This window comes from Serinicoccus shuyuelongi (assembly GCF_045032955.1).
GTDB lineage: Bacteria > Actinomycetota > Actinomycetes > Actinomycetales > Dermatophilaceae > Ornithinicoccus.
In genome coordinates this window covers 214572-237653 of record NZ_JBJFZU010000002.1, presented here as the reverse complement: position 1 = coordinate 237653, position 23082 = coordinate 214572, and the positions used below count along the sequence as shown (strand labels likewise).

The 23082-nt window shown below is 72.6% G+C and carries 24 protein-coding genes and 1 tRNA gene; 13 read left to right on the top strand and 12 right to left on the bottom strand.

Annotated elements, in window-relative coordinates; translation table 11 throughout:
• Nucleotides 1-35 precede the first annotated feature (35 nt).
• The 3 genes from ACI3EY_RS01315 to ACI3EY_RS01305 all read right to left on the bottom strand — a co-directional run bounded on the left by ACI3EY_RS01315 (nucleotide 36) and on the right by ACI3EY_RS01305 (nucleotide 2146).
• On the bottom strand, nucleotides 36-425 hold the full coding sequence (locus ACI3EY_RS01315; protein ID WP_405038482.1) for a DUF2237 family protein: 390 nt from the start codon (nucleotides 423-425) through the stop codon (nucleotides 36-38).
• An 8-nt stretch (nucleotides 426-433) separates the two neighbouring features.
• Nucleotides 434-1501: an SGNH/GDSL hydrolase family protein gene (locus ACI3EY_RS01310; RefSeq protein ID WP_405038481.1), complete on the bottom strand. Its 1068-nt coding sequence runs from the start codon at nucleotides 1499-1501 to the stop codon at nucleotides 434-436.
• 75 nt (nucleotides 1502-1576) lie between these two features.
• Nucleotides 1577-2146 (bottom strand): NADPH-dependent FMN reductase, encoded by a 570-nt coding sequence (locus ACI3EY_RS01305; RefSeq protein ID WP_405038480.1) that lies wholly within the window; start codon nucleotides 2144-2146, stop codon nucleotides 1577-1579.
• A gap of 137 nt (nucleotides 2147-2283) precedes the next feature.
• Here ACI3EY_RS01305 and ACI3EY_RS01300 point away from each other — a divergent pair, with 137 nt between their 5' ends.
• Together ACI3EY_RS01300 and ACI3EY_RS01295 are read left to right on the top strand one after the other, a co-directional pair.
• Nucleotides 2284-2616, top strand: a complete 333-nt coding sequence (locus tag ACI3EY_RS01300) for an ArsR/SmtB family transcription factor (RefSeq protein WP_405038479.1) — start codon at nucleotides 2284-2286, stop codon at nucleotides 2614-2616.
• Nucleotide 2617: 1 nt separating this feature from the next.
• The gene (locus ACI3EY_RS01295; RefSeq protein WP_405039146.1) at nucleotides 2618-3106 is read left to right on the top strand and encodes an SRPBCC family protein; all 489 of its coding nucleotides are present in this window, start codon (nucleotides 2618-2620) and stop codon (nucleotides 3104-3106) included.
• 101 nt (nucleotides 3107-3207) lie between these two features.
• Here the strand turns inward: ACI3EY_RS01295 and ACI3EY_RS01290 are convergent, their stop codons facing one another.
• The 5 genes from ACI3EY_RS01290 to ACI3EY_RS01270 all read right to left on the bottom strand — a co-directional run bounded on the left by ACI3EY_RS01290 (nucleotide 3208) and on the right by ACI3EY_RS01270 (nucleotide 8271).
• Complete coding sequence (locus tag ACI3EY_RS01290; protein ID WP_405039145.1) at nucleotides 3208-4473, bottom strand: RNA polymerase sigma factor; 1266 nt, start codon at nucleotides 4471-4473, stop codon at nucleotides 3208-3210.
• Entirely contained in the window at nucleotides 4460-4852 is a 393-nt protein-coding gene (locus tag ACI3EY_RS01285) for a YciI family protein (protein WP_405039144.1), read from the bottom strand. The genes ACI3EY_RS01290 and ACI3EY_RS01285 overlap by 14 nt, the downstream gene beginning before the upstream one ends.
• A gap of 242 nt (nucleotides 4853-5094) precedes the next feature.
• Nucleotides 5095-5817, bottom strand: a complete 723-nt coding sequence (locus tag ACI3EY_RS01280; RefSeq protein WP_405039143.1) for an HAD-IA family hydrolase — start codon at nucleotides 5815-5817, stop codon at nucleotides 5095-5097.
• Nucleotide 5818: 1 nt separating this feature from the next.
• Nucleotides 5819-7309 (bottom strand): sodium:solute symporter family protein, encoded by a 1491-nt coding sequence (locus ACI3EY_RS01275; protein ID WP_405038474.1) that lies wholly within the window; start codon nucleotides 7307-7309, stop codon nucleotides 5819-5821.
• Between the two features lie 101 nt (nucleotides 7310-7410).
• A complete protein-coding gene (locus ACI3EY_RS01270) occupies nucleotides 7411-8271 on the bottom strand; it encodes a MurR/RpiR family transcriptional regulator (protein ID WP_405038473.1) in 861 nt (286 codons plus the stop codon).
• Between the two features lie 86 nt (nucleotides 8272-8357).
• Between ACI3EY_RS01270 and ACI3EY_RS01265 the strand changes: the two genes are divergently transcribed.
• The 3 genes from ACI3EY_RS01265 (at nucleotide 8358) to ACI3EY_RS01255 (ending at nucleotide 11376) form a co-directional block, all read left to right on the top strand.
• Nucleotides 8358-9608, top strand: coding sequence for a metal-dependent hydrolase family protein (locus ACI3EY_RS01265; protein WP_405039142.1), 1251 nt, complete (start codon nucleotides 8358-8360; stop codon nucleotides 9606-9608).
• Nucleotides 9609-9667: 59 nt separating this feature from the next.
• Entirely contained in the window at nucleotides 9668-10834 is a 1167-nt protein-coding gene (locus ACI3EY_RS01260) for a metal-dependent hydrolase family protein (RefSeq protein ID WP_405039141.1), read from the top strand.
• 68 nt (nucleotides 10835-10902) lie between these two features.
• Nucleotides 10903-11376, top strand: coding sequence for a GyrI-like domain-containing protein (locus tag ACI3EY_RS01255; RefSeq protein ID WP_405039140.1), 474 nt, complete (start codon nucleotides 10903-10905; stop codon nucleotides 11374-11376).
• Between the two features lie 15 nt (nucleotides 11377-11391).
• Here ACI3EY_RS01255 and ACI3EY_RS01250 read toward each other — a convergent pair whose 3' ends face one another.
• Both ACI3EY_RS01250 and ACI3EY_RS01245 read right to left on the bottom strand, forming a co-directional pair.
• Nucleotides 11392-11949 (bottom strand): hypothetical protein, encoded by a 558-nt coding sequence (locus tag ACI3EY_RS01250; protein WP_405038469.1) that lies wholly within the window; start codon nucleotides 11947-11949, stop codon nucleotides 11392-11394.
• A gap of 138 nt (nucleotides 11950-12087) precedes the next feature.
• Nucleotides 12088-12170, bottom strand: a tRNA-Leu gene (locus tag ACI3EY_RS01245).
• A gap of 83 nt (nucleotides 12171-12253) precedes the next feature.
• Between ACI3EY_RS01245 and ACI3EY_RS01240 the strand changes: the two genes are divergently transcribed.
• The 7 genes from ACI3EY_RS01240 to pknB all read left to right on the top strand — a co-directional run bounded on the left by ACI3EY_RS01240 (nucleotide 12254) and on the right by pknB (nucleotide 21168).
• Nucleotides 12254-13309 carry a hypothetical protein gene (locus ACI3EY_RS01240; RefSeq protein WP_405039139.1) on the top strand — a complete coding sequence of 352 codons (1056 nt, stop codon included), beginning with the start codon at nucleotides 12254-12256 and terminating at the stop codon, nucleotides 13307-13309.
• A 105-nt stretch (nucleotides 13310-13414) separates the two neighbouring features.
• Nucleotides 13415-14242, top strand: a complete 828-nt coding sequence (locus ACI3EY_RS01235) for an FhaA domain-containing protein (protein WP_405039138.1) — start codon at nucleotides 13415-13417, stop codon at nucleotides 14240-14242.
• Complete coding sequence (locus tag ACI3EY_RS01230) at nucleotides 14242-14709, top strand: FHA domain-containing protein FhaB/FipA (RefSeq protein WP_405038466.1); 468 nt, start codon at nucleotides 14242-14244, stop codon at nucleotides 14707-14709. The genes ACI3EY_RS01235 and ACI3EY_RS01230 overlap by 1 nt, the downstream gene beginning before the upstream one ends.
• A 3-nt stretch (nucleotides 14710-14712) precedes the next feature.
• On the top strand, nucleotides 14713-16155 hold the full coding sequence (locus ACI3EY_RS01225) for a PP2C family protein-serine/threonine phosphatase (RefSeq protein ID WP_405039137.1): 1443 nt from the start codon (nucleotides 14713-14715) through the stop codon (nucleotides 16153-16155).
• Nucleotides 16146-17549, top strand: a complete 1404-nt coding sequence (locus ACI3EY_RS01220; protein WP_405039136.1) for an FtsW/RodA/SpoVE family cell cycle protein — start codon at nucleotides 16146-16148, stop codon at nucleotides 17547-17549. Before ACI3EY_RS01225 ends, ACI3EY_RS01220 begins: the two co-directional genes overlap by 10 nt.
• Nucleotides 17546-19003 carry a peptidoglycan D,D-transpeptidase FtsI family protein gene (locus ACI3EY_RS01215; protein WP_405039135.1) on the top strand — a complete coding sequence of 486 codons (1458 nt, stop codon included), beginning with the start codon at nucleotides 17546-17548 and terminating at the stop codon, nucleotides 19001-19003. The genes ACI3EY_RS01220 and ACI3EY_RS01215 overlap by 4 nt, the downstream gene beginning before the upstream one ends.
• Nucleotides 19000-21168: a Stk1 family PASTA domain-containing Ser/Thr kinase gene (gene pknB, locus ACI3EY_RS01210; RefSeq protein WP_405039134.1), complete on the top strand. Its 2169-nt coding sequence runs from the start codon at nucleotides 19000-19002 to the stop codon at nucleotides 21166-21168. The genes ACI3EY_RS01215 and pknB overlap by 4 nt, the downstream gene beginning before the upstream one ends.
• Nucleotides 21169-21187: 19 nt before the next feature.
• Here pknB and ACI3EY_RS01205 read toward each other — a convergent pair whose 3' ends face one another.
• Entirely contained in the window at nucleotides 21188-21937 is a 750-nt protein-coding gene (locus tag ACI3EY_RS01205; protein WP_405038461.1) for a DUF881 domain-containing protein, read from the bottom strand.
• Between the two features lie 54 nt (nucleotides 21938-21991).
• Between ACI3EY_RS01205 and ACI3EY_RS01200 the strand changes: the two genes are divergently transcribed.
• Entirely contained in the window at nucleotides 21992-22255 is a 264-nt protein-coding gene (locus tag ACI3EY_RS01200) for a cell division protein CrgA (RefSeq protein ID WP_405039133.1), read from the top strand.
• Nucleotides 22256-22322: 67 nt separating this feature from the next.
• Here the strand turns inward: ACI3EY_RS01200 and ACI3EY_RS01195 are convergent, their stop codons facing one another.
• Complete coding sequence (locus tag ACI3EY_RS01195) at nucleotides 22323-23063, bottom strand: rhomboid family intramembrane serine protease (RefSeq protein WP_405039132.1); 741 nt, start codon at nucleotides 23061-23063, stop codon at nucleotides 22323-22325.
• Nucleotides 23064-23082 lie beyond the last annotated feature (19 nt).

The window sequence follows — 23082 nt, the reverse complement described above, 5'->3', positions numbered from 1 at the left end:
GCGCACAACGCTCGCCCGGTCGAGGTGGGGGTTCGTCAGCCCTGGGCCAGACCGGACAGGTCGTCCGGCACGTCCACGGCATACCGCTGCAGGAGCGAGAGCGGGACCAGCTGCAGCACCGAGACGTGGGTGCTCGCGAGCACCACCGGCGCCGCCCGCAGGTCCCGTTCCGCCTGCACCCACCGGTCGGCCACCACGCACCACCGGTCCCCGGGCCGAAGCCCGGGGAAGCCCCACGCCGCACGGGGCGTGAGCAGGTCGTTGCCGATCCAGTACTGGTGGTCCAGGAAGTCCTCGGTCATCACCGCGCAGATGCCGTGCACGCCGACGTCGTCGACGGTCACCTCGCAGGAGCCTGACCGGGTGAACCCGGTCACCGGGTCGAGCCCGCACTCCTGCAGCGGCCCGCCGAGGACGTTCTCCATCGGCCCGCTCACCCTCCTGCGGAGAACTGCGCGTCGAGGGTATGCAGCTCGCGCAGCCCGGAGAGCACGACCCGCTCGTCGGCGCTCCGGAGCTTGGCCACCGCACCCTCGACCCGGTCGCGGTCGACGCCCTGGCGCTGCGCCCGGCGCAGGTTCTGCTCGCTCGCCAGGTCCATCGTCAGGACGGTCCTGGCCTGCTCGCGCACCCCTGCCCCCTTGGAGCCGGTGGACCCATCGGTCGCCGACGGCGAGCCGGTGCCGTTCGCGGCGGTCAGCTCGGCGGCCGTCAGCGGCACACCGGTCAGCTGCGGGGCGAGGGCGGCGGCATAGCCCTGGTTCCCGGCGCGGTTCGGGTGGAAGGACTCGTCGATCGGCAGCGACAGGTTGTTGACCCAGGCCGGGCGGTCGCAGACGGCGTGCCCGGCGAAGTCGTCGCGCACCTCGACATAGCTGAAACCCGCCCCGGTGGCCCGCTCCTCGATCAGCTCGTCGAGCTCGGCGGTGCCGGCGTTGAGCCGGGTCATCTCGCGCCCGGAGAAGAAGGTGAGCAGGCTGCAGTCCCGGCCGTTGAACAGCAGCGGGTAGCCGGCGACGGCCACCTGCGCGTTCGGCGCCCGCTCCCCGATCTCCCCGTAGACCGTGTCCAGACGGTCCGGCAGCTCGGTGCGCAGCACCTCCAGCGAGTCGTCGACGGCACCGTCGCAGTCACTGATCCATCCAGGGAGCGCGCACTGGGTGATCACCCCGGCGAAGCCGACGTCGTTGCCGCCGATCGTCATCGAGACGTAGGCCGTCCCGCCGTCGAGCGTGTCCAGCTGGTCGGCGAGCACGTCGGCCGTCTCCGCGCCCGAGCAGGCCTGGTAGTCCAGTGCCAGCCCCTGGGTCTCGGCGATGAGCGCGGGGTAACCCAACGGCGAGCGGTAGCAGGCGTCCGCGCGGGCGAAGGTGCCGGTGCCGGCCGAAAAGCTGTCGCCGAGAGCGACGTACTCGGCGGGGGAGGCCTGCACCGGGGTGGCGGCCAGGGCCGCCCCCAGCGCGCTGACGCAGGCGGCGGACAGGAGGGCTCGGGTCGTCATCGACATGGGGTCATGCAAGCAGTCACCGCACCGCTCGGCAAGGCCTGGTCCCGAGCCACTCCTCGTCGGCGCGGATCAGCCCTGCCGCAGCGGGCGCAGGGCACCGGCCCAGCGGGCCGTCTGGCGCAGCATCTCGGCCAGGTTCTTCTCCTGGAAGTCGCGCAGGTCGAGCTTGGTGAAGTCGCGCATGTCGTCGAAGATCGAGACCGACACCTGGGCCCGGACGGTGGCGATCTGCAGCTCGGAGAGCGTGGTCTTAAGCTGTTCGGCCGCACGCAGACCGCCGGAGGAGCCGTAGCAGACGATCCCCGCGGCCTTGTCGTTCCACTCCGCGTAGAGGTAGTCGAGGGCGTTCTTGAGGGACCCGGGGATGCTGCGGTTGTACTCCGGGGTGACGAAGACGAAGCCGTCGTAGCCCGCGACAAGCTCGGCCCAGGCCTTGGTCCCCGGGCGGGTGTAGTTGCCGCTGGAGGCCGGCTCCGGCTCGGCCAGGTTGGGCAGGTCGTGGTCGGCGAGGTCGATCAGGTCCACGGTCGCGTCGTCGCGGCCCTGCGCCCCGGCGTGCACCCACCGGGCGATCGTAGGGCCGATGCGCTCGGGTCGGGTGGAGGCGATGACGACGGCCAGTCTGGGGAGCTCGCTCATGGCTCGACGCTATCCGCACCGGTCCGGCACGTCGCGCCCGGCCCGCACCCGGTTGCCACGTGGAGCCTCGGTCGTCACGGTCCGACGTCCACGGTGACCTCTTGCCTCATACAACTAAATGGTTGTATGTTGTGCAGATGGACAGGACGACCGAGGACGAGGACAGGGCTGACGCCCTGTTCCGCGCGCTGGCCGACCGCACCCGACGCGACATCCTGCGCCGGGTGCTGGCCGGGGAGCACTCGATCTCGGTGCTGGCGGCGAGCTACGAGATGAGCTTCGCGGCGGTCCAGAAGCACGTCGCCGTCCTGGAGCAGGCAGGACTGCTGACCAAGCGGCGACGTGGCCGCGAGCAGCTGGCCAGCGGCGACCTCACCGCCGTGCGCTCCGTCTCCACCCTGCTCGAGGAGCTCGAGCAGCACTGGCGCGGTCACATCGACCGCATCGACGCACTGATCAAGGAGAGCTGACATGCCCGTCACCGACATCACCAAGGACCCCGAGAACCTCAGCCTCACCATCACCGCGGAGTTCGCGGCACCGGTGGAGCGCATCTGGGAGATGTATGCCGACCCGCGCCAGCTGGAGAAGGTGTTCGGACCGCCCACCTACCCGGCGACCTTCGTGCGGCACGAGCTGCGCCCCGGTGCCACCACGCACTACTTCATGACCAGCCCCGAGGGCGAGAAGTTCTGCGGCCTCATGCGGATCACCGAGGTGCAGGAGCCGGAGCGCTTCGCCTTCGAGGACGCCTTCGCCGACGAGAGCTTCACCCCGGTCGACTCGATGCCGGTCTCGGTCAACGTCTACGCGTTCACTCCGGTCGAGGGCGGGACCCGGGCCGTCTACACCTCCACCTATGCGAGCCAGGAGGCCCTGCAGCAGGTGCTCGACATGGGGATGGAGGAGGGCTCCCGGGAGGCGATGGCCCAGATCGACGCCTTCCTCGCGGCGTCCTGAGCCATCCGTGTGCCGAAACGGTGTGACACATCCGTCGCTAGGGCGACGGATGTGTCACACCGTTCTTGCACAGGCATCGGCGCTCACGGCGGCCACGGGGATCACGTGCCTCCGTCGTCGGCGCCGTCCAGCTCGGCGGCGAGCCGGCCCAGGTAGCGCTGCTCCGGGATGCTCCGGGTCAGCCGGGCCGCGGTCGCGAACGCCTCCCGGGCCTCCGCGGGCCGGCCGTCCCGGGCGAGCAGGTGTCCACGCACCGCGTGCGGCCGGTGCCAACGGCGGTCCTGCACACCCTCCAGGGCCGCCAGGCCGGCACGTGCGCCGTGCACCTCCGCGACCGCCGTCGCCAGGCCGAGGGTGACGGCGGCGGAGGGCGCCCGGTGGTCGAGCATCCGGTAGAGCAGGTGGATCTGCGCCCAGTCCGTCGCGGCGGCGGACGGCGCCTCGGCGTGCACGGCCGCGATGGCGGCCTGCAGCTGGAACGGTCCCACCTCCCCGCGGGGCAGCGCCCGCTCCAGCAGCTCCACGCCCTCACCCACGAGCCGCCGGTCCCAGAGCGACCGGTCCTGCTCGGCGAGCGGCACCAGGTCGCCGTGGGCGTCGACGCGGGCCGGGGTCCGGGCGTGCGTGAGCAGCAGCAGCGCCAGCAGACCGGCGCTCTCGGGGTCCTCGGGGACCGCCCGGTGCAGGACCCGCGCGCAGCGCACCGCCTCCTCCACGAAGGCCTGCCCCACCACCGCGTCACCCACGCTCCCCTGGTGTCCCTCGGTGAAGACCAGGGACACCACGTGCCGGACCGCCGCCAGGCGCTCCGGCACCTCCTCCTCGGTCGGCATCCCGAAGGTGGCCCCCGACGAGCGCAGCGTCGCCCGTGCCCTGCTGATCCGCTGCGCCATGGTCGCCTCCGGCACCAGGAAGCCCGCGGCGACCTGGGCGGTGCTCAGCCCACCCACCGCCCGCAACGTCAGCGCCACCCGGGAGCCGGGGGTCAGCGCCGGGTGGGCACAGCGCAGCATCAGCCCCACCGTGTCGTCGGCGACCACCGCCGGGGTGCCCGGCGCCTCGTCCGGGGCCGACGTCATACCCCCGTGCAGGGCGTGCTCCTGCCGGGCCACCAGCTCCTCCCGGGAGCGCCGCGCCTCGTCGGCCCGCAGCTGGTCCACCAGGCGCCGGGAGGCCACCGTGATCAGCCAGCCGCGGGGCCGGTGCGGTATGCCTTCCGCCGGCCACTGCTCGGCGGCGGCGGCGAGCGCCTGCTGGGCGGCGTCCTCCACCTCCGGACGGTCGCCGTAGCGGCGCCGCAGGGCGGCGAGGACCTGCGGGAGCTCGGCCCGCCACAGGCCCTCGTCCGGCAACTCAGCCGGCGTCACCACCGCCACCCATCACCGGCCGGAGCTCGACCGTCTCCCCGGGGCCGCTGAAGGCCCTGGCGATCTCCTCGGCCCGCTGGTGAGACTCGACATCGATGAGGAAGAACCCCGCGAGGTGCTCCTTGCCCTCGGCGTACGGGCCGTCGGTGACCACCGGCTCGCCCTCGCTCCAGCGGAACAGCCGGGAGGCGGCGGGGTCGCCGAGCGCCTCGCCGCCGACCAGCTCACCGGCCTCGCCGAGGGTGGTCAGCATGGCCTCGAAGTCGCCGTTGAGCCGGTCACGGACCTCCTGAGGCTGGTCCTGGTATGCCGGGAGGAAGTCCGCGGTCGGGTGCCCCCAGGGCTGGGGGTTGGACTGGATGAGGATGACGTACTTCACCGAGACTCTCCTTCGGTCCGTCGGCCGTCCGGTGCGGCCGCTCACGGGGACGTCGGAGCCGCCCCCGGGATCTCGACACGCCTGCCCCGACCACCCTAAGCCCGGGGGTGGCGGGGCGCTCCGAGCCCGGTGAGCCAACACCCCTGTGCCGGAACGGTGTGTCACATCCGTGACAGGGGCGACGGACGTGACACACCGTTCCCGCACAGGGGAGGGATCAGGACATGCGGCTCACGGGGGACTCAGTCGCCCCACGCCTCCCGCACGGCCTCTGCGAAGGCCGCCATCGAGGGGTACTCGGCCAGGTAGCCGAACTCCTCGGCCGGCTCCGGGGTGGCGCCCCATCCGGGCCGGTCGTGGCGCCTGTTGACCCAGACCGAGTCCAGCCCGTGCCGGCGGGCGGGCACGTGGTCGTGGAAGAGGCTCTGCGCCACGTGCAGCAGCTGCCCCCGCTCGACGCCCAGGTCCGCCAGGGTGCCGTCCAGCGCGAGGAAGTGCGCGTCGGCGGGCTTGTAGGCCCCGACGTCCTCGGCGGTGACGACGGCCGCCAGGTCTGCCTGCAGCCGCAGGTTGCTGGCTGCGAAGCCGGCCCGGTCCACGTTGGACAGGATGATGAGCCGGTAGTGCCGGGCCAGCTGGGCGAGCGCGTCGGCCGAGTCGTCGAACGCGGGCCAGTCCGGGACCGAGGCCCCCAGCTGCTGCGCCCACTCCTCGCCGACCGGTCGACCCAGGACCGTCCCGGTACGCCGGAACGCCTCGGCGAGCACCTCCGGGTAGAGCCGGTCGGGAAGCTCGCGCTCCACCGCCGCCTCGTTGTCGGCATACGCCAGCAGCAGCTCCTCCTCGCTCAGCCCCAGCCCGACCTCGCGGGCCCACGGAGCCAGCACGGCGGCGATCCCGCCCTCCCAGTCGATCAGCGTCCCGTAGACGTCGAAGCTCAGTGCCCGGTATGCCCTCAGGTCCATCTCAGGCCTCCTGCGTCCCGGTCCGGCCGGTGGCCGGGCCGGTGTCGTTCGCGCCGCTCGCAGCGGCACCGTCCGCTCCGCCGGGCCCGTCAGGCCCGTCGAGCGAGCGCCGGGTCCGGTCCGGCAGCGCGAGGCTCACCAGCACCAGGCTGACCAGCGCCACCGGCAGCGAGATGAGGACGGAGTTCAGGCCGAAGGGCTGACCCAGCTGCTCCCAGGTGATGGTGACCACGACACCGAGCAGCATGCTGGTGAGTGCACCCGCCTTGCTGGCCCGGCTCCAGAAGAAGATCGCCAGCACCGGCGGGGCGATCGCCACCCCGTAGACGGTGTAGGAGTACATCTGCAGCTCCAGCACGGTCGGGAAGAACCGCCCCAGGACGTAGGCGACGACCCCGATGACGAGCACCGCGCCGCGGTGAACCCAGAGGCGGCGCCGGTCGTCCATCTCGACGCCGAGCATCCGCTGGCTGACGTCGTAGACGACGTTGCCGGCACCGGAGAGCAGGAACGAGGACCCGGTGGTGATGATGAAGGCGAGCGCACCGGCCAGCAGCAGGCCACCCATGATCGCCGGCAGGTAGGCCTCCCCGGCCAACGACAGGATCGCGGTGTCGGGCTGGATCTCCGGCAGCAGCACCACGGCGGCGGAGCCCAGCAGGGCGACCGGCACGGTCACCAGGAAACTGGTGAGGAAGAAGCCCGCGGTGGCGTTGCGGGCCGCGTTCTCGGTCGGCGCGGCGCCGAGCCGCTGGTACATGTTCTGGTCGGCGAGGATCAGCAGGAAGAGCGGCAGGAAGTAGCCGAGCAGCTGCAGCGGCAGCAGCCCGCCGCTGAGGGTGCGGTGGGTCTCCGGCATCCCGTCCCAGTACTGCCCGACGCCGCCGATGTCCCCGCCGATGATCAGCGGCAGCGCGGTCATCAGCACCAGCACGATCACCAGCGCCGACAGGAAGTCGCTCCAGGCCACCGACTTGAGCCCGCCACCGAAGGCCAGGAAGGTCACCAGCAGCGCCACCACGATGGCCCCTGCCTGCGGGTCCAGCGGGGTGATCACGCTGATGATGTAGCCACCGCCGGTGAACTGGTATGCCGTGATCCCGGTGTAGGCGAGCACGGTGATGATCGCGGCGATCACCCGCACCCCCAGGCCGTAGCGGCGTTCCAGCAGCTCGGGCACGGTGAAGGTGGAGTAGCGCCGGACCCGCTTGGCGATGAAGTAGAGGACGACGATGCCGACCGGGGTGCCGGCCATGAAGAAGATCGAGGCCAGCGGCCCGTAGCTGTAGGCGAAGCTGGCACCGCCGATGATGGTGCCCGAGCCGACCCAGGTGGCCAGCAGGGTGCCGATCATCACCGGGCGGGGCAGGTTGCGGCCGGCGAAGACGTAGTCGTCCGCCGTGGAGACGGCCTTGGCCCGGCTGAACCACAGGCCGATACCGACCATCAGCGCCAGGTAGACCACCAGGATCGTCACGTGCACGGTCTGCATGGGACCTCCGAGACAGGGGATGAGGAACCGGTGGCAGGGACCCACCGACTCCCATCACAGCGGATCGGCCGGAGTATTGCAATAGTTGTTGCAATATTCGTTCAGGGGTCGGGGAAGAGTCCCATCTCGGCCCAGCGCCGCTCCGTGCGGTCCGAGGCGGCCGCGGCCGCCGCCGGGTCCAGGGCGACCAACGAGGCCACCACGGCCTGCACCACGCAGGTCGCCGCGACCAGCGAGGGGAACATGCTGGCGCCCTCGCTGGGCACCGGCAGCAGCTCGTGGGCGACCTCCTGCAGGTCGGCCCTGGCCTGGTCGCTGACCACCACCACGTGCACCCCCGCGCCGGCGGCGATCCGCATCGCGGTGAGGATCTCCCAGGGCGAGCGCCACAGGTGCAGCACCACCAGGCAGTCGCCCGGGCTCAGCAGCGAGACCGCGTTCACCAGGGCCGTCCCGCCCACCCGCTGGAGCCGCACGTCGTGCCCGATGGTCTGCGCCAAGTGGGCCAGCTGCAGCCCCGGGCCGGCGAAGCTGCCCGACCCCAGCACCAGCGTCGCCCGGGCCGCGGCGATCAGCCCGGCGACCCGGCGCACCTGCTCCTCGTCCAGCAGCAGGGACAGGTCCTGCAGGTTCTGGGCGTCCCGGCGGAGGGTGGACACCGCCGGCCCGGCACCGTCGGTCGGGTGCTCGGAGAGCACCTGGGAGGCGGACAGCCGGGACAGGTAGCGCGAGCGCATCTCCGAGCGCAGCGCCGGCCAGCCGCTGAAGCCCAGCAGCTGGGCCGCGCGCACCACGGTGGCCGCGTTCACCCCGGACAGCGACGCCGCCTCCGCGGCGCTGGCGAAGGACATCTGCCGCGGCTGGGTGGCCAGCGCCCCCAGCACCCGCTCGATGCCGCGGCCGACCCGTCTGTCCCCCACCCGCTGCCGCACCCACGCCGGCAGCGACTCCACACTCGTCATGACGACATACTGCAACATCTATTGCTGAAGTGCCCGATGGCTGGCAGCATGTCGGGCGTTCCCCTCCTCGAAAGGATCCTTCCCCCATGACCCGGACCCTGCTGGTGCGCAACGGCCACGTGTGTGACGTCGAGACCGGGGAGGCGAGCGTCCAGGACGTCCTCGTCTCCGACGGACGGATCCAGGAGGTCGGGACCGGACTGTCCGCGCCCTCGTCGGCGACCGAGATCGACGCAGCTGGCCAGTACCTGCTGCCCGGGCTGATCGACGCGCACGTGCACGTCAGCGCCGGGACCGCCGACCTGGGGGCCCAGGCCGAGGACTCCCCGTTCTACGTGGCGGCCCAGACCGGCCGGATCCTGAAGGGCATGCTCGACCGCGGTTTCACCACGGTCCGCGACGTGGGCGGAGCCGACTTCGGGATCGCGGCGGCGGTCGCCGAGGGCCTGTGGCCCGGCCCGAAGGTGCACTTCGGCGGCAAGGCCCTCTCCCCGACCGGTGGGCACGCCGACCTGCGCGGCAGCGGCCGCCAGGTCCTCGACAACCACGCCTGCTGCCCCAACATCGGCACCGTCGTGGACGGCGTGGCCGACGTCCGCCGGGCCGCCCGTGCCCAGCTGCGCACGGGAGCCGACCACGTCAAGCTGATGCTCTCCGGCGGCGTCGCCTCGCCCACCGATCGGGTCGACTCGCTGCAGTTCTCCGCCGAGGAGGTGCGCGCCTGCGTCGAGGAGGCCGAGAACGCCAACCGCTACGTCACCGGGCACGCCTACACCGCCCGCGCGGTGAACCGCGGGCTGAAGCTCGGCGTGCGGTGCATCGAGCACGGCAACCTCATCGACGCCTCCAGCGTCGAGCTCTTCCTGGAGCACGACGCCTTCCTGGTGCCGACCCTGGTCACCTACGAGTACCTGCACTCCGAGGGCGCGGCGGCGGGTCTGCCCCCGGCCAGCCAGGCCAAGGTCGCGGACGTGCTCGAGGCGGGCCTGCACGCGCTGGACCTGGCGAGCAAGGGCGGGGTCAAGATCGCCCTGGGCACCGACCTGCTCGGTGACATGCACCGGCACCAGAGCGACGAGTTCCGCATCCGCGGGCAGGTGCAGACCCCTGCGCAGGTGCTCCGCTCGGCCACCCTGGTGGGCGCCCAGCTGCTCGGTCGCGAGGGGGAGCTCGGGGTCGTCGCCCCCGGCGCCACGGCCGACCTGCTGCTGGTGGACGCGGACCCGTTCGCCGACACCGCCGTGCTGGCCCACCCGGAGCGTCACCTGCGGATGGTGCTGCAGGACGGCCGCGTCGCGGTGGACCGCCTCTCCGGCTCGACCGCCGCCTCCGCGTGAGCGGGCCGGCCCCCTCCGGTATGCCCGGACCCGCGTCCTCGGGTCCGTCCCCTCGGCTCGTGGTCCGGCACGCCCAGGTCTGGGACGGGGAGTCCACCGACCTGCGCGCCCACGACGTGCTCTGCGAGGACGGCCTGGTGCGCTCCCTCGAGCCGGCCGGCTCGATCCGTCCCGGTCCGCAGGACACGGTCCTCGAGGCAGACGGTGCCGCCCTGCTGCCCGGGCTGGTCGACGCGCACGTGCACCTGGTGTGGAGCGGCGGCAGCGACCCCGCGGCGGTCGTCGACGAGGACGGTGAGCAGCTGACGGCCATCCGGGCCGCCGCCAACGCCGGCGCGCACGTGCGGGCCGGCGTCACCACGGTCGCCGATCTGGGCAGCAACTGGGACGTCGCGATCTCCGTCGCCCGCGCGGCGGAGCGGGGTCACCTGGTCGGGCCCCGGATCCTGGCCGCCGGCCGCACCGTGGCCATGACCGGGGGCCACGACCCGTTCTGGGTGAACCCCTGCGACGGGGTGGACGCGGTGGTCCGCGGGGTCCGTCAGCAGGCGTTCCTGGGGGCCGGGATCATCAAGACCGCGGCCACCGGCGGCGTCTACGGACGCGCCGAGGGTGAGGAGGTCGGTGCCGGAGAGCTGACCTACGAGGAGCTGGCGGCGCTGACCCACGAGGCGCACCGTCGGGGGCTGAAGGTGACCGCTCACGCGCTCGGCACCGAGGGCATCCGGGACGCCGTCCGGGCCGGGGTCGACATCATCCAGCACGGGGTCTTCCTCACCGAGGAGATCGTCGCGGACATGGCCGAGCGGGGCACCGTGCTCAGCCCCACCCTGGCGGTCTACCGCAGCATCGCCGAGGGCGGTGGGCCCGCCTACGCGGCCGCCAAGGCCACCGAGGTGGTCCGGGCGCACGCGGACTCGGTCCGGATGGCCCTCGCCGCCGGGGTCCCGGTCATCGCCGGCACCGACGCCGGCTCCCCGGGGATGCCGCACCCCAGCCTGGCCGCCGAGCTCGCCTGCCTGCAGGACGTGGGCCTGGGCCCGGTCGACGTCCTGCGGGCGGCGACCTCCGCGTCCGGGGACGCGCTGTCCAGGCCGGTGGGCAGGATCGTGCCCGGCACGGTCGCGGACCTGCTGGTGGTGGCCGGCGACCCGCTGGCCGACCCGGTCGCCGCAGCGTCGCCGACCGCCGTGGTGAGCCGGCAGCGGGTGCTGACCCCGGGGTGAGCGATGAGTCCGGCCGCCGGCCAGGGTCATACCCGCAGCACGTCGACACCCGACCCGGAGGACAGACCATGACCACGCCCGAGCCCACCATCGTCACCCTCGCACCGGTGCGCGCCGCCGTCGTCGAGGGGACGGGGGTGCCGATGACCGCGATCCGCGACTTCTTCGACTCGAGCTTCCAGCTGCTGGGGGCCGCCGTGGCGCAGCAGGGCGTCGCCCCCGGCACGGCCGCTTTCGCACGGTATGTCGGTCAGCCCACCGACACCGTCGACCTGGCCGTCGGCTTCGGGGTGGGCCCGGAGTTCGTGGCCACCGAGGAGGTCTCGGTGATGGAGATCCCGGGTGTCCGCGCCGGCCAGCTGGTGCACGTCGGCGGCTACGACACGCTCGGCACCTCCTGGGACCGGCTGGTCGGCTGGCTGCAGGGACAGGGCGAGCCGTTGGCCGACTGGTTCCTGGAGGAGTACCTCACCGAACCGGTCCCGGGCGCCGACCCGGCCGACATGCGGACCCGGCTCAGCTACCCGCTCGCGACCGGCTGAGCGGACGGCGTCCGGTTACAGCACCCCGAAGAGGGCGAGGGCGGCCAGCACCGCGCCCGCGACCAGCAAGCCGACCACGGTCACGAGCGCCACCAGCAGCCCCAGCCTGGCGGTACCGTTCATCCTCTTCCGCAGGCCCGTCGGTATCAGGACGTCGTCGATGAGCCGGTTCCCCTCGCGGGAGTCGAAGGTGTAGTCCACCACGGCGCCGGGCTCACCCTGGTCGTCGACGGCATGCTCCCGCTGGAACGAGAACTCGCGGAGGTTCCCCCGGGTGACGCTCGCGGAGGCCCGCAGCACGGGGCGGGGCACGCCCCCGCCGAGATCAGCACCGGCCTGCCACTCGACCCGGACCGACTGGTCCGTGACGGTGTAGGTGCCGGCCTCGGGGTCGACGCGGACGATGTGCGTGAACGCCTTCGACAGCGAACGTCGGTGCAGCAGCGTCCGCCACTGCGCGTCCACCACATCGATGTGCACGGTGAAGCCGTCTTCGGTCTCGTCGGTGACCGTGTAGGGCGTTCCTTCGAGGGCTGCGCGCATCCGGTCGGTGAGCTCTGCGACGGCGACCATGGTCATCAGGCTACCGAGTCACCTGGCCCCGCCGCGCCTGCTCGGACGCGTCCTGGCACCACGGCAGCAGCCCTGACGCACGAAGAACCCCGAGCCCTGGGGCTCGGGGTTCTTCGTCGTCCTGCGTCAGGACCTGGGTGCGCGAGGGGGGATTTGAACCCCCACGCCCTTTCGGACACTGGCACCTGAAGCCAGCGCGTCTGCCGTTCCGCCACTCGCGCGAGTGCCGAGCAAGATTAGCACGCAGCCGCGGGGATCCCCACATCGTCGGCGTCCCTCCCTGCCTGCGGTCGGGCACTCTGGCATGCTCGTCAGCACCCTGACCTGCACCAGGAGGGGACGCCACCTGCGGAAGGCCCAGAAGATGCGCTCCAGTCACCTCACCGTCGCCCTCGTCGTCGCGCTGACGCTCGCCGGGTGCGGAGGCGCCGAGCCCGACGAGGACCCGAGCACCGCAGCCGCTCCGGAGACGGCGACCAGCACCCCTGAGGACGAGGCGGCCACCAGCTCACCCGTCGATGACGCGGCGACCAGCGAGCCCGCCGACGCCGACGCCACCACCGAGGCGACCGAACCGGCGCCCACCGGGCCGGAGGACGAGGACGGGGACGACGCGAGCGCCACCACCGACGCCGACGCCACCAGCGAGGAGGCGGCGCAGTTCCCGGCTGGCCCGCAGGAGTACGTCTCCGCCTGGGTGGATGCCTGGTCCGCCGGTGACGGCGGACGCGCCGACGAGCTGGCCGCCTCGGCGCCGTCCACCCTGGTCACCTGCCTAGGGACGACGGAGGGCGAGTGGGCGGTCGAGGAGGGGATGGGGGACATGTCGGGCTTCGCCGGGGGTGAGGGCCTGTGGTGGACCACGGCGCGTCACGAACCGACCGGTGCCGAGCTGTTCGTCTACACCGACCAGGGGCTCTACGGGGCCGAGGACGCGATCGTCGGGGCCGACCTGCACCCCGACCAGCGCGCTGATGCCCAGTCGGACGAGCTGCCTCCGGTCGAGGACTGCTACGCCACCGAGGTCCTGCCCGCGGTGGAGGCCTGGGGGGAGGGTGACCCCGGTCCCATCACGGCGTGGGTGGCCGAGGACAGCCAGGCGGACATCGAGGAATGGGGACCGAACTTCGCGGGCACCCAGGCCCGGATCACCGGGCTCGGCTCGATGGAGCGCTACGGCACCGACAGCGAGGACGAGGACTACTCACCGACCGTGGGCGTCACCCTCACCTACGACGACGGCGACGACGCGCGGTACAGCGACAGGGTTCTCGTGGAGTTCTCCCCGGAGGTGCTCGCCGAGACCACCGACGGCTCCGTCTCCCGGGTGACGTACATCTTCGACCGCCGGTTCGTCTGACCAGCAGGTCCACCGGCCACCGGGAGGTCAGCCTCCAGGCTCTACCCATCCCCGGCGGATACCATCGAGACGCCAGTTCTGTCTGCCGGAGAAGAAGGAGAGGCCGTGGGAGTCTTCGACAAGCTCGAGCGTGGGCTCGAGCGTGCCGTGAAGCAGCCTTTCGCCCGGGTCTTCAAGGCAGAGGTGCAGCCGGTCGAGATCGCCTCGGCGATGCGCGGCGCGATGGACGACCGCGCCGCGGTCCTCGGCCCGGGCCGCACCATGGTCCCCAACGTCTTCACCATCGAGCTCGCCGAGACGGACTACGAGCGCCTCGCGTCCTACGAGCACGCGCTGACCGACGAGCTGGTCGCCGCGGCTGAGGACCACGCCGACGCCCAGCGCTACGTCGCGCCCGGCCCGTTCGAGGTCCGCCTGGTCAACGGCTCCGAGCTGGAGACCGGCATCTTCCGGGTCCGCCCGGCCGCCAAGGACGGACGCCGGGCCGGCGAGCGCGGGGAAGGACGTGGAGGTGCCCGCGAGTTCGCCGAGGCACAGCGCGCGGAGCCCGTCCGGCGCGAGCCGGCGCGGGAGGAGCCGCCCCGCCGCGACCCGGAGGAGGCATACCGGCGACCCGCCGAGGAGCGCCCCCGCCCACGGCGCACCGGCCCCACCCTGGAGATCGACGGACGCCGGGTGCAGCTCACCGCTGCCGTCACCACCCTGGGCCGGGACGAGGAGTGCACGGTCGTCGTCGACGACCCGGGCGTCTCCCGCCGGCACGCGGAGATCCGGATCACCCACGACGGGCCGCACCAGCAGCTGATCCTGCGCGACCTTGGCTCCACCAACGGCACCTACCTCAACGGCGAGCAGGTCGGCACCGAGGAGCTGCGCCACCGCGACCGCATCACCCTCGGTCGTACGCACATCACCGTCGCCCTGGAGGGTTGATGGGAGAGCTGACCCTCAACCTGCTGCGTCTCGGGGTCATCGTGCTGCTCTGGGCGTTTGTCTTCTCCGTCGTCGGTGCGCTGCGCGGTGACCTCTACGGCACCCGCGTGCTGAACCGCAACGCCGGGCCTCCCCGGCGCCGCGAGTCCCGCAACGAGCGCTCGCAGCGACGCAGCACCCCCACCCACCTGGTGGTCACCGAGGGTCGGCTGCGCGGCACCTCCGTCCCGCTGCACGAGGCGGGGGTCCTCATCGGCCGCAACCCCGAGTGCTCGCTGGTGCTCACCGACGACTACGCCTCCGGACGCCACCTGCGCATCTACCCCGGCGCCGACGCCTGGTACGCCGACGACCTGGAGTCCACGAACGGCACCGAGGTGGACGGGCAGAAGATCGGCACCGGCGCCCGGCTCGACCACGGCGCGCAGATCCGCATCGGCCAGACCGTCCTCGAGCTGCGCCGCTGACCCATGGCCCTCGCCCTCCGCTACGCCGCCCGCAGCAACGTCGGGCTCGGCAGCAAGTCCCGCAACGAGGACTCCGCCTACGCGGGTCCGGAGCTGCTGGTGCTCTGCGACGGGATGGGCGGGCACGCGGCCGGGGACGTGGCCTCCTCGCTGGTCGTCGGCGAGCTGGTGCACCTGGACGGCGAGTCGCACGGCGCCGACGACGCCCTCGACATCCTCGAGCAGGCGATGGAGGAGGCCAACACCCGGCTCGCCGACGTGATGGAGGTCTACCCCGACTCCGACGGGATGGGCACCACCTGCATCGCGATGCTCCGGGTCGACAACAAGCTGGCCGTCGCCAACATCGGCGACTCCCGGGCATACCTGCTGCGGGGCGGTCGGCTGACCCAGATCACCACCGACCACTCGTTCGTGCAGAAGCTGCTGGACGAGGGCCGGATCAGCGCCGAGGAGGCACAGCACCACCCGCAGCGCTCCCTCGTCACCCGGGTCTTCACCGGCCGCCCGGAGGACCAGCCGGACCTGTCGCTGCGCGAGCTCCAGCACGGCGACCGGATCCTGATCTGCAGCGACGGGCTAAGCGACTACGTCTCACGGGACACCATCGTCGAGCTGCTCAGCGCCGGCGACCGGACCGCGGGGCAGGTGGCCGACGCGCTCGTGCACACCGCGCTGCGCGCCTCCACCCGGGACAACGTCACGGTCATCGTCGCCGACGCCGTCACCCCCGGCGACGGCACCAGCAAGCCCCAGGTGGTGGGTGCCGCCAGCGAGCGCCGAGGCACCCAGCAGTTCACCCAGATGAGCCCGGCCGAGAAGGCCGCCGCCCTCTCCCGGGAGGCGGCCGGCACCCAGGCCACGCCCGAGGCGCCGACGTTGGCCGAGGAGCAGTCGCGCCCCTGGGTCCGCGCCCTGCGCAGCACCGGGATCGGGCTGGCCGTGGTGGCCGTGCTGGCCGCCGCCTGCTGGGTCGGCTGGAGCTGGAGCCAGGACCAGTACTTCGTGGGCGAGCAGGACGGCGTGGTCACCATCTACCGCGGCATATCCCAGGACCTGGGGCCGATCAGCCTGTCCACCGCCGAGGAGGAGACCGACGTGGTCGTCGAGGAGCTGCCCGCCTACTACCGCGACCAGGTCCGTCGGACGTTGACCGCGGACGGGCGCCCCGGTGCCGAGCGCCTGGTTGAGGACCTGCGCGCCCTGGCCGGTCCGGTCTGCGTCCCCACCGTGGTGCTCCCGGACGGCTCGCTGGCCACCGAGGTCCCCGAGGACGCCGCCGCCGTCACCGCCGACAGCCTGGACGAGGCCCGCTCCACCGACGCGCCCGCCGACGACCCGGTCCGGACGCTGGTCGAGAGCAGTCTCGACCTCGGCACCGGGACCCTCGGCGATGCGGGGACGCAGGAGCGGGTCACCGTGGTCTGGCCGGAGGGATGCCCGTGAGCAACCCCACCTCGCCTGCCCCCTCCACGATCCTCAGCCTGACCGTGCGCAGCGGCCGGACGATCGAGATGCTGCTGCTGGTGCTGGCCGTCGGGATCGTCGCCGTCGCTTACGTCAACGTCAACCTGGCCGCCGTCGGCGAGCTCCCGCCCGCCGTGTGGGGGCACGTCGGCACCTTCGCGGCCTTCGCCTTCGGGCTGCACGCGGTGCTGCGCTGGCGGGCGCGGTATGCGGACCCGCTGCTGCTCCCGCTGGCGACCGTCCTCAACGGGCTGGGCCTGGTGATGCTGCACCGGATCGACCTGGTCGAGGTCGCCGGGGGCACCTCCGGGGTCGCCGTCCGGCAGCTGGTCTGGACCGGGCTGGCCATGGTCATCGCGGCCGTCGTGCTCATCCTGCTCAAGGACCACCGGGTGCTGCGCCGCTACACCTACATCGCGATGGCCGTCGGCTTCCTGCTGCTGCTGATGCCGATGCTCCCGGTGATCGGTCACGAGGAGAACGGCTCCCGGCTGTGGATCCGGGTCGGCCCGTTCAGCTTCCAGCCGGGCGAGCTCGCCAAGATCGCGGTCGCCGTCTTCTTCGCCGGCTACCTGATCAGCACCCGGGACGCGCTGTCCCTGGTGGGCCGCAAGGTGCTGGGCCTGCAGCTGCCGCGGGCCCGCGACATGGGGCCGCTCCTGGTCGCCTGGATGCTCTCGGTGCTCATCCTGGTGATGCAGCGCGACCTGGGCTCCTCGCTGCTGTTCTTCGGCCTCTTCGTGGCCATGCTCTACGTCGCCACCGAGCGGACCAGCTGGATCGCGATCGGGATGACCCTGTTCCTCGGCGGCTGCCTGCTGGCCTGGCGGCTCTTCGACCACGTCCAGCGGCGGGTCACCCTGTGGCTCGACCCGTTCGCAGCGGACCAGTCCGACCAGGTCGCCCGGGGGTTGATGGGGCTCGCCCACGGCGGCATCTTCGGGGCCGGGCTCGGTCAGGGGTTCCCCTACCTGACCTACTTCTCGAACAGCGACTACATCGTGGCCAGCTTCGGCGAGGAGCTGGGCCTGGTCGGCCTGTTCGCGCTGCTGCTGCTCTACGCGCTGCTCGTCGAGCGCGGCCTGCGCACCGCGATCGGCTCCCGCGAGGGCTTCGGCAAACTGCTGGCGGTGGGCCTGTCGTTCACCGTCGCCCTGCAGGTCTTCGTCATCGTCGGCGGCATCACCCGGGTCATCCCGCTCACCGGCCTGACCACCCCGTTCATGTCCGCGGGCGGCTCCTCGCTGCTCGCCAACTGGATCATCGTGGCGCTGCTCCTGCGGATCAGCGACCACGCCCGGCGTCCGGTCTCCGAGCGCCGCCAGGACCCGACCAAGGACCTGGCCCACCCCCGTGAGGAGGCCACCACGTGAACACCCCGATCCGCCGTCTCGCGCTCGTCGTCTTCGCCATGTTCACCGCCCTGCTGCTGGCCACCACCTGGATCCAGTTCGTCCAGGCAGACGACCTGCGCGAACGCCCGGACAACCGCCGCACCCTGATCGACTCGTACTCCCGCGACCGCGGGGCGATCCTGGTGGACGGCACCCCCATCGCCGCCTCGGAACGCACCGACGACGAGCTGGAGTGGCTGCGCCGCTACGACCAGGCCACCCGGTACGCGCACGTCACCGGCTACTACTCCTTCACCTACGGCGCCGGGCTCGGGCTGGAGCGGGCCTACGACTCGCTCCTGGCCGGCACCGACGACAGCCTGTTCTACAACCGCCTCGCGGACGTCGTCACCGGCACCCCGACGACCGGGGCCAGCCTCGAGCTCACCATCGACCCGCAGGTGCAGGCCGCCGCGATCGAGGCACTCGGCGACCGGCAGGGGGCCGCGGTGGCGCTGGACCCGAGCACCGGGGAGATCCTGGCCATGGTCAGCCGCCCCAGCTTCGACCCCAACGCCCTGTCCAGCCACCAGCTGAACGCGGTCGACGAGGCCTACGCCGAGCTCATCGACGACCCTGCCCGTCCGCTGGTCAACAGGGCGATCGGGGGTGACCTCTACCCGCCCGGCTCCACCTTCAAGCTGGTGGTCGCGGCGGCCGCGCTGGAGTCAGGGGAGTACTCCCCGGACAGCGAGCTGGAGGGCCCGCGGACGTACACCCTGCCCGGCACCGAGACCAGCCTGCCCAACTTCGGCGGCGCCGCCTGCGACCCGGAGGACATGCCCACGCTGGCCGAGTCCGTCCAGGCCTCCTGCAACACCTCCTTCGCCTGGCTCGCCGGCGAGCTGGGCGCGGACGCGGTCCGCGAGCAGGCGGAGGCCTTCGGCTTCGGCCAGCCGCTGGACGTCCCGATGAGCGTCACCCCCTCGACCTACCCGGACGAGCTGGACGACGCCCAGCTGGCGCTCACCGGGATCGGCCAGTTCGAGGTGCGGGAGACCCCGATGCAGGTGGCGATGATCTCCGCGGCCATCGCCAACGGCGGCGTCTCGATGACGCCCTACCTGGTCGAGGAGGTGCGCGGCTCCGACCTGGACGTGATCGAGAGCACCGAGCCCCGCACCCGCGCCCGCGCGGTGTCCGAGGAGACCGCCGCCGAGCTCACCGAGATGATGGGGCTGGTGGTCGAGCAGGGCTCCGGCCAGGCCGCCGGCGTCCCGGGTATGCAGGTGGCCGGCAAGACGGGGACCGCCGAGTTCGGCGACACCGGCGCGGCGCACGCCTGGTTCACCGGGTTCGCGCCCGCCGACGACCCGCAGATCGCCGTCGCGGTGATCGTGGAGTCCGCGACCGACAACTGGACCGGGGAGACCGGCGGCCTGGTGGCCGCCCCGATCGCCCGGGCCATGTTCGAAGCAGGAGTGCAGCAGTGACCGACGACCCCACCCGCCCCAGCGGCCCTCCCGGCGACGGCCCCGGTGCCGAGCCCCGTGTCCTCGGCGGCCGGTACGAGATCGGTGACCTCGTCGGCCGCGGCGGCATGGCCGACGTCCACGTCGGGCACGACCTGCGCCTGGGCAGGACCGTGGCGATCAAGATCCTGCGCACCGACCTGGCTCGCGACTCCTCCTTCCTGGCCCGCTTCCGCCGGGAGGCGCAGTCCGCGGCCGGGCTGTCCCACCCCGCCATCGTCGGGGTCTTCGACTCCGGCGAGGAGCCGCTCCGCGAGTCCGGGGGCGCCCCGCTGCAGGTGCCCTACATCGTGATGGAGTTCGTCGAGGGCAAGACGCTGCGCGAGCTGCTCAACGAGCGGCGCAGGTTCGAGCCGGACGAGGCGGCCCGGGTCACCGCGGCGGTCCTCGCCGCGCTGGAGTATGCCCACGACCGCGGCCTGGTGCACCGCGACATCAAGCCCGCCAACGTGATGGTCACCCCGGCCGGTGCGGTGAAGGTGATGGACTTCGGCATCGCCCGGGCCCTGGCCGACACCGCCGCCACGATGACCCAGACGCAGGCGGTGATGGGCACCGCGCGGTACCTGTCCCCGGAGCAGGCCCAGGGTCTGGACGTCGACGGGCGCTCCGACCTCTACTCCGCGGGCTGCCTGCTCTACGAGCTGCTGGCCGGTCGGACCCCGTTCCAGGGGGACCCGGTCGCCCTCGTCTACCAGCACCTGGGCGAGGCCCCCAAGGCCCCCTCCTCGCACACCCCGTCACTGCCGGAGGCGTTGGACGCGATCACCCTGCACTCCCTGGAGAAGAAGCCCGAGGAGCGCTACCAGAGCGCCGGCGACTTCCGGGCCGACCTCAACGCCGCCCGGGCCCAGGAGCCGATCTCCGACGACGCCCGGCAGACCTACCGTCGGGTGATCGGTCCGGCGGCGGTCGCCGGGGCCGGAGCGGGTGCGGCCGCAGCTGCCGCGGCGGCGCGGGCCGGCCGCCGCGACGACGACCCGGACTCGACAGAGGCGGTCGCAGCAGGTGCGGCCGGGGGGGCCGCCGGGGCTGCAGCCGGGGGGTACGAGCGTGAGCCGCGCCCGCAGCCCGACGACGACATCGGCCTCTTCGCGGGGGATCCCGGCGACGACGACCGCTTCGAGCGCACCGACGAGCTGCCGGTCCGGGAACGGCGCCACCCCGGCGCCGCCATGCTGCTGGGCGCCCTGGCCGTGGTGGCGCTGGCCGGGCTGGCCTGGGTGCTCTTCCAGGTGATGGGCCCCAACGGTGACGACAACCCCGAGCTGGTGGTGGTCCCCAGCACGGTGGGCAGCACCGAGGCGCAGGCCCGCACCGAGCTGACCTCCGCCGGGTTCGTCGTGGTGGACCCTGCCGAGCAGCGCAGCAGCGACGAGGAGGTCGGCACGGTCCTGGAGCAGACGCCACCGGGCGGTGAGCGCGCGGCCGGGTCGGAGGTGCGGCTCGTGGTGTCCTCGGGCCCGGACGCGGTCGCGGTGCCCCGGATCCAGGGGATGGAGGAGCAGTCCGCCCGGGACGCGCTGGAGCGCGCCGGGTTCACCAACGTCCGCGAGGACGCCGAGGACTCCGACGACCCCGACTGGAACGAGGGGCAGGTGATCTCCAGCAACCCCTCCGAGGGCGAGGAGGTCGAGCCGGACACCGAGATCGTGCTCACCGTCGCGACCGGTGACGTGGAGGTGCCCGACGTGGTGGGCCTGGACCAGAACCAGGCCGTCGTGGAGCTGGACCGACGGTCGCTGGAGGCGTCCATCTCCGTCGAGCTGAGCGCCGAGGCGGCCCCCGGGGTCGTGCTGTCCCAGTCGGTCGAGGGCGAGGAGGTGGTGGAGCAGGGCTCCACCATCGAGCTCGTGGTCGCCGGCGAGCCGGTGCAGACCCAGACCGCCACCACGACGGCGACCGCGACGGTCACCGTCACCCCGGAGCCCACCGAACCGGAGCCCACGGAGCCCGAGCCCACCGAACCGGAGCCCACCGAGCCGGAGCCCACCGAACCGGAGCCCACCGAACCGGAGCCCACCGAGCCGGAGCCCACCAACCCGGAACCCTCCGAGCCGGGTGAGGGTCCCGGGGGCCCGGGGAACGGTCCGCCCCCCGGTATCGACCCGCCGGGTCAGGACTGAGGGCTGTGGACGAGCGGGGTCAGGGGTCGGTGAGGACCGTCGCGTACTGCGGCCGCACCGCTCCGGTGAAGGCCGGCATCTCGGCGTCCTCCACGTCCGCGACGGCATACCCCAAGCCGATGGTGTCGGCCCACTGGCGGTAGGTGGAGACCACCGGGTCCGCCTCCAGGGCGGCGTGCAGCGACTCGGGGTCGCCCACCGCGGTCACCGTGTAGGGCGGTGAGTAGACGCGCCCCTGCAGGTAGAGCGTGTTGCCGACGCACTGCACGGAGCTGGTGGAGACGATGCGCTGGTCCTGCACCATGACCGCCTCGGCGCCACCGGCCCACAGGGCGTTCACCACCCCCTGCAGGTCCTGCTGGTGGACGACCACGTCGTCCACCGAGTATCCGTCCGGGAGGGTGTCGCTGCTGTAGCCCGCATCGTCGAGCGTGACCTGGACGGCCGGACCGGTGACCGCAGCGGTCCCCACCCCTGGCGCGAGCAGCTCCGCGTCCCGCGCCGTCCGGGCGGTGCCGCTGCCGGACCGGTCCTCGCGCAGCTGCTCCACGTCGTCCCGCAGCTGGTCGGCCAGGTCGCCCAGCTCGCGCACGTCGCCGTCACGCTGGGTGATGAGACCGGCGAGGTCCTGCGGGTCGCTGGCGCCCCCGGTCTCACGGGCCAACGACGCGCTGGTGCCGAAGAGCAGACCGGCCACCAGGCAGACCAACGTCACACCGATCGTGCGCACACGCGGTCCGCCGCTGCCGGGACTCGGGTCGGGGGTCATCGACACCAGCGTAGCCGCGTATATCCTTGCCGGACCCACGACGAAGGAGTAGACGTGCCAGAGTCTCGCGGCCGGGACGGTGCTCGCCAGCGCGCGCAGCGCACCAGCCAGACCACGCCCCAGACCCAGACACTGCCGAGCAACCCCTCGTGGTTCGTGCCGGTGATGTGCGCCCTGATGATCATCGGGGTGCTGTGGGTCGCCATCTTCTACATCACCGCCGGAGCCTGGCCGATCGAGTCGATCCGCTACTGGAACCTCGGCATCGGGATGGGGCTGATCATGATCGGCTTCGGGATGGCCACCCGCTGGCGCTGAGTTATCCACAGGTTGTCCCCACGTTGGGGATAATCACACCCGTGTAACTCGATTCCTGTGGACAACCTCAGGTGAGTCCGAAGGCCGCTGGGCCCAGCACCGACCACAGGCGCCCCAGCCCCAGGGCCAGCAGCAGCAGCGCCAGGACGGCCAGCGACGGCCAGAACAGCCGTCGCCGCCGGACGGCCTCGCGCGTGCGACCGGGGGCGGCGGTCAGCATCAGCAGACCACCGACCGCGGCGCCGGTGAGAGCACCGCCCACGTGCGCCTGCCAGGCGATCTGGGGGACCACCAGCGGCAACGCGAAGTTCAGCGCCAGGATGACGAGCAGCTGACGCGGCACCTGCCCCTGGCGCAGCGCGAGCACCACGTAGAGCAGGACCAGCCCGAAGATCGCGCCGGAGGCTCCCACCACCGGGACCAGCCAGCCGGGGTTGGGGGCGCTCAGCAGCAGGATCCCGACGGAGCCGCCGAGCGCGCAGAGCAGGTACACGAGGGCGAACTTCACCCGGCCCAGCAGCTGCTCCAGCACCGGGCCAAAGACGTAGAGCACGTACAGGTTGAACAGGATGTGCAGCGGCGACGTGGGGGAGTGCACGAAGGCCGTGGTCAGCAGCCGCCAGGGCTCCACCCCGGCGAGCACGCCCCGGAAGGCCAGCAGCCCGGTCACCCCCGGCAGCAGCAGCTGCGCCACGAAGACGGCGCCGCACAGGCCGATCAGGGTGTAGCTCACCACCGGTCGCCCGTCCCCGACCGGCGCACCGAACGGGGTCCGCGCCACCGGTGCGGTGCGCGCTGAGGTCTTCACGCAGTCGACGCACTGGATG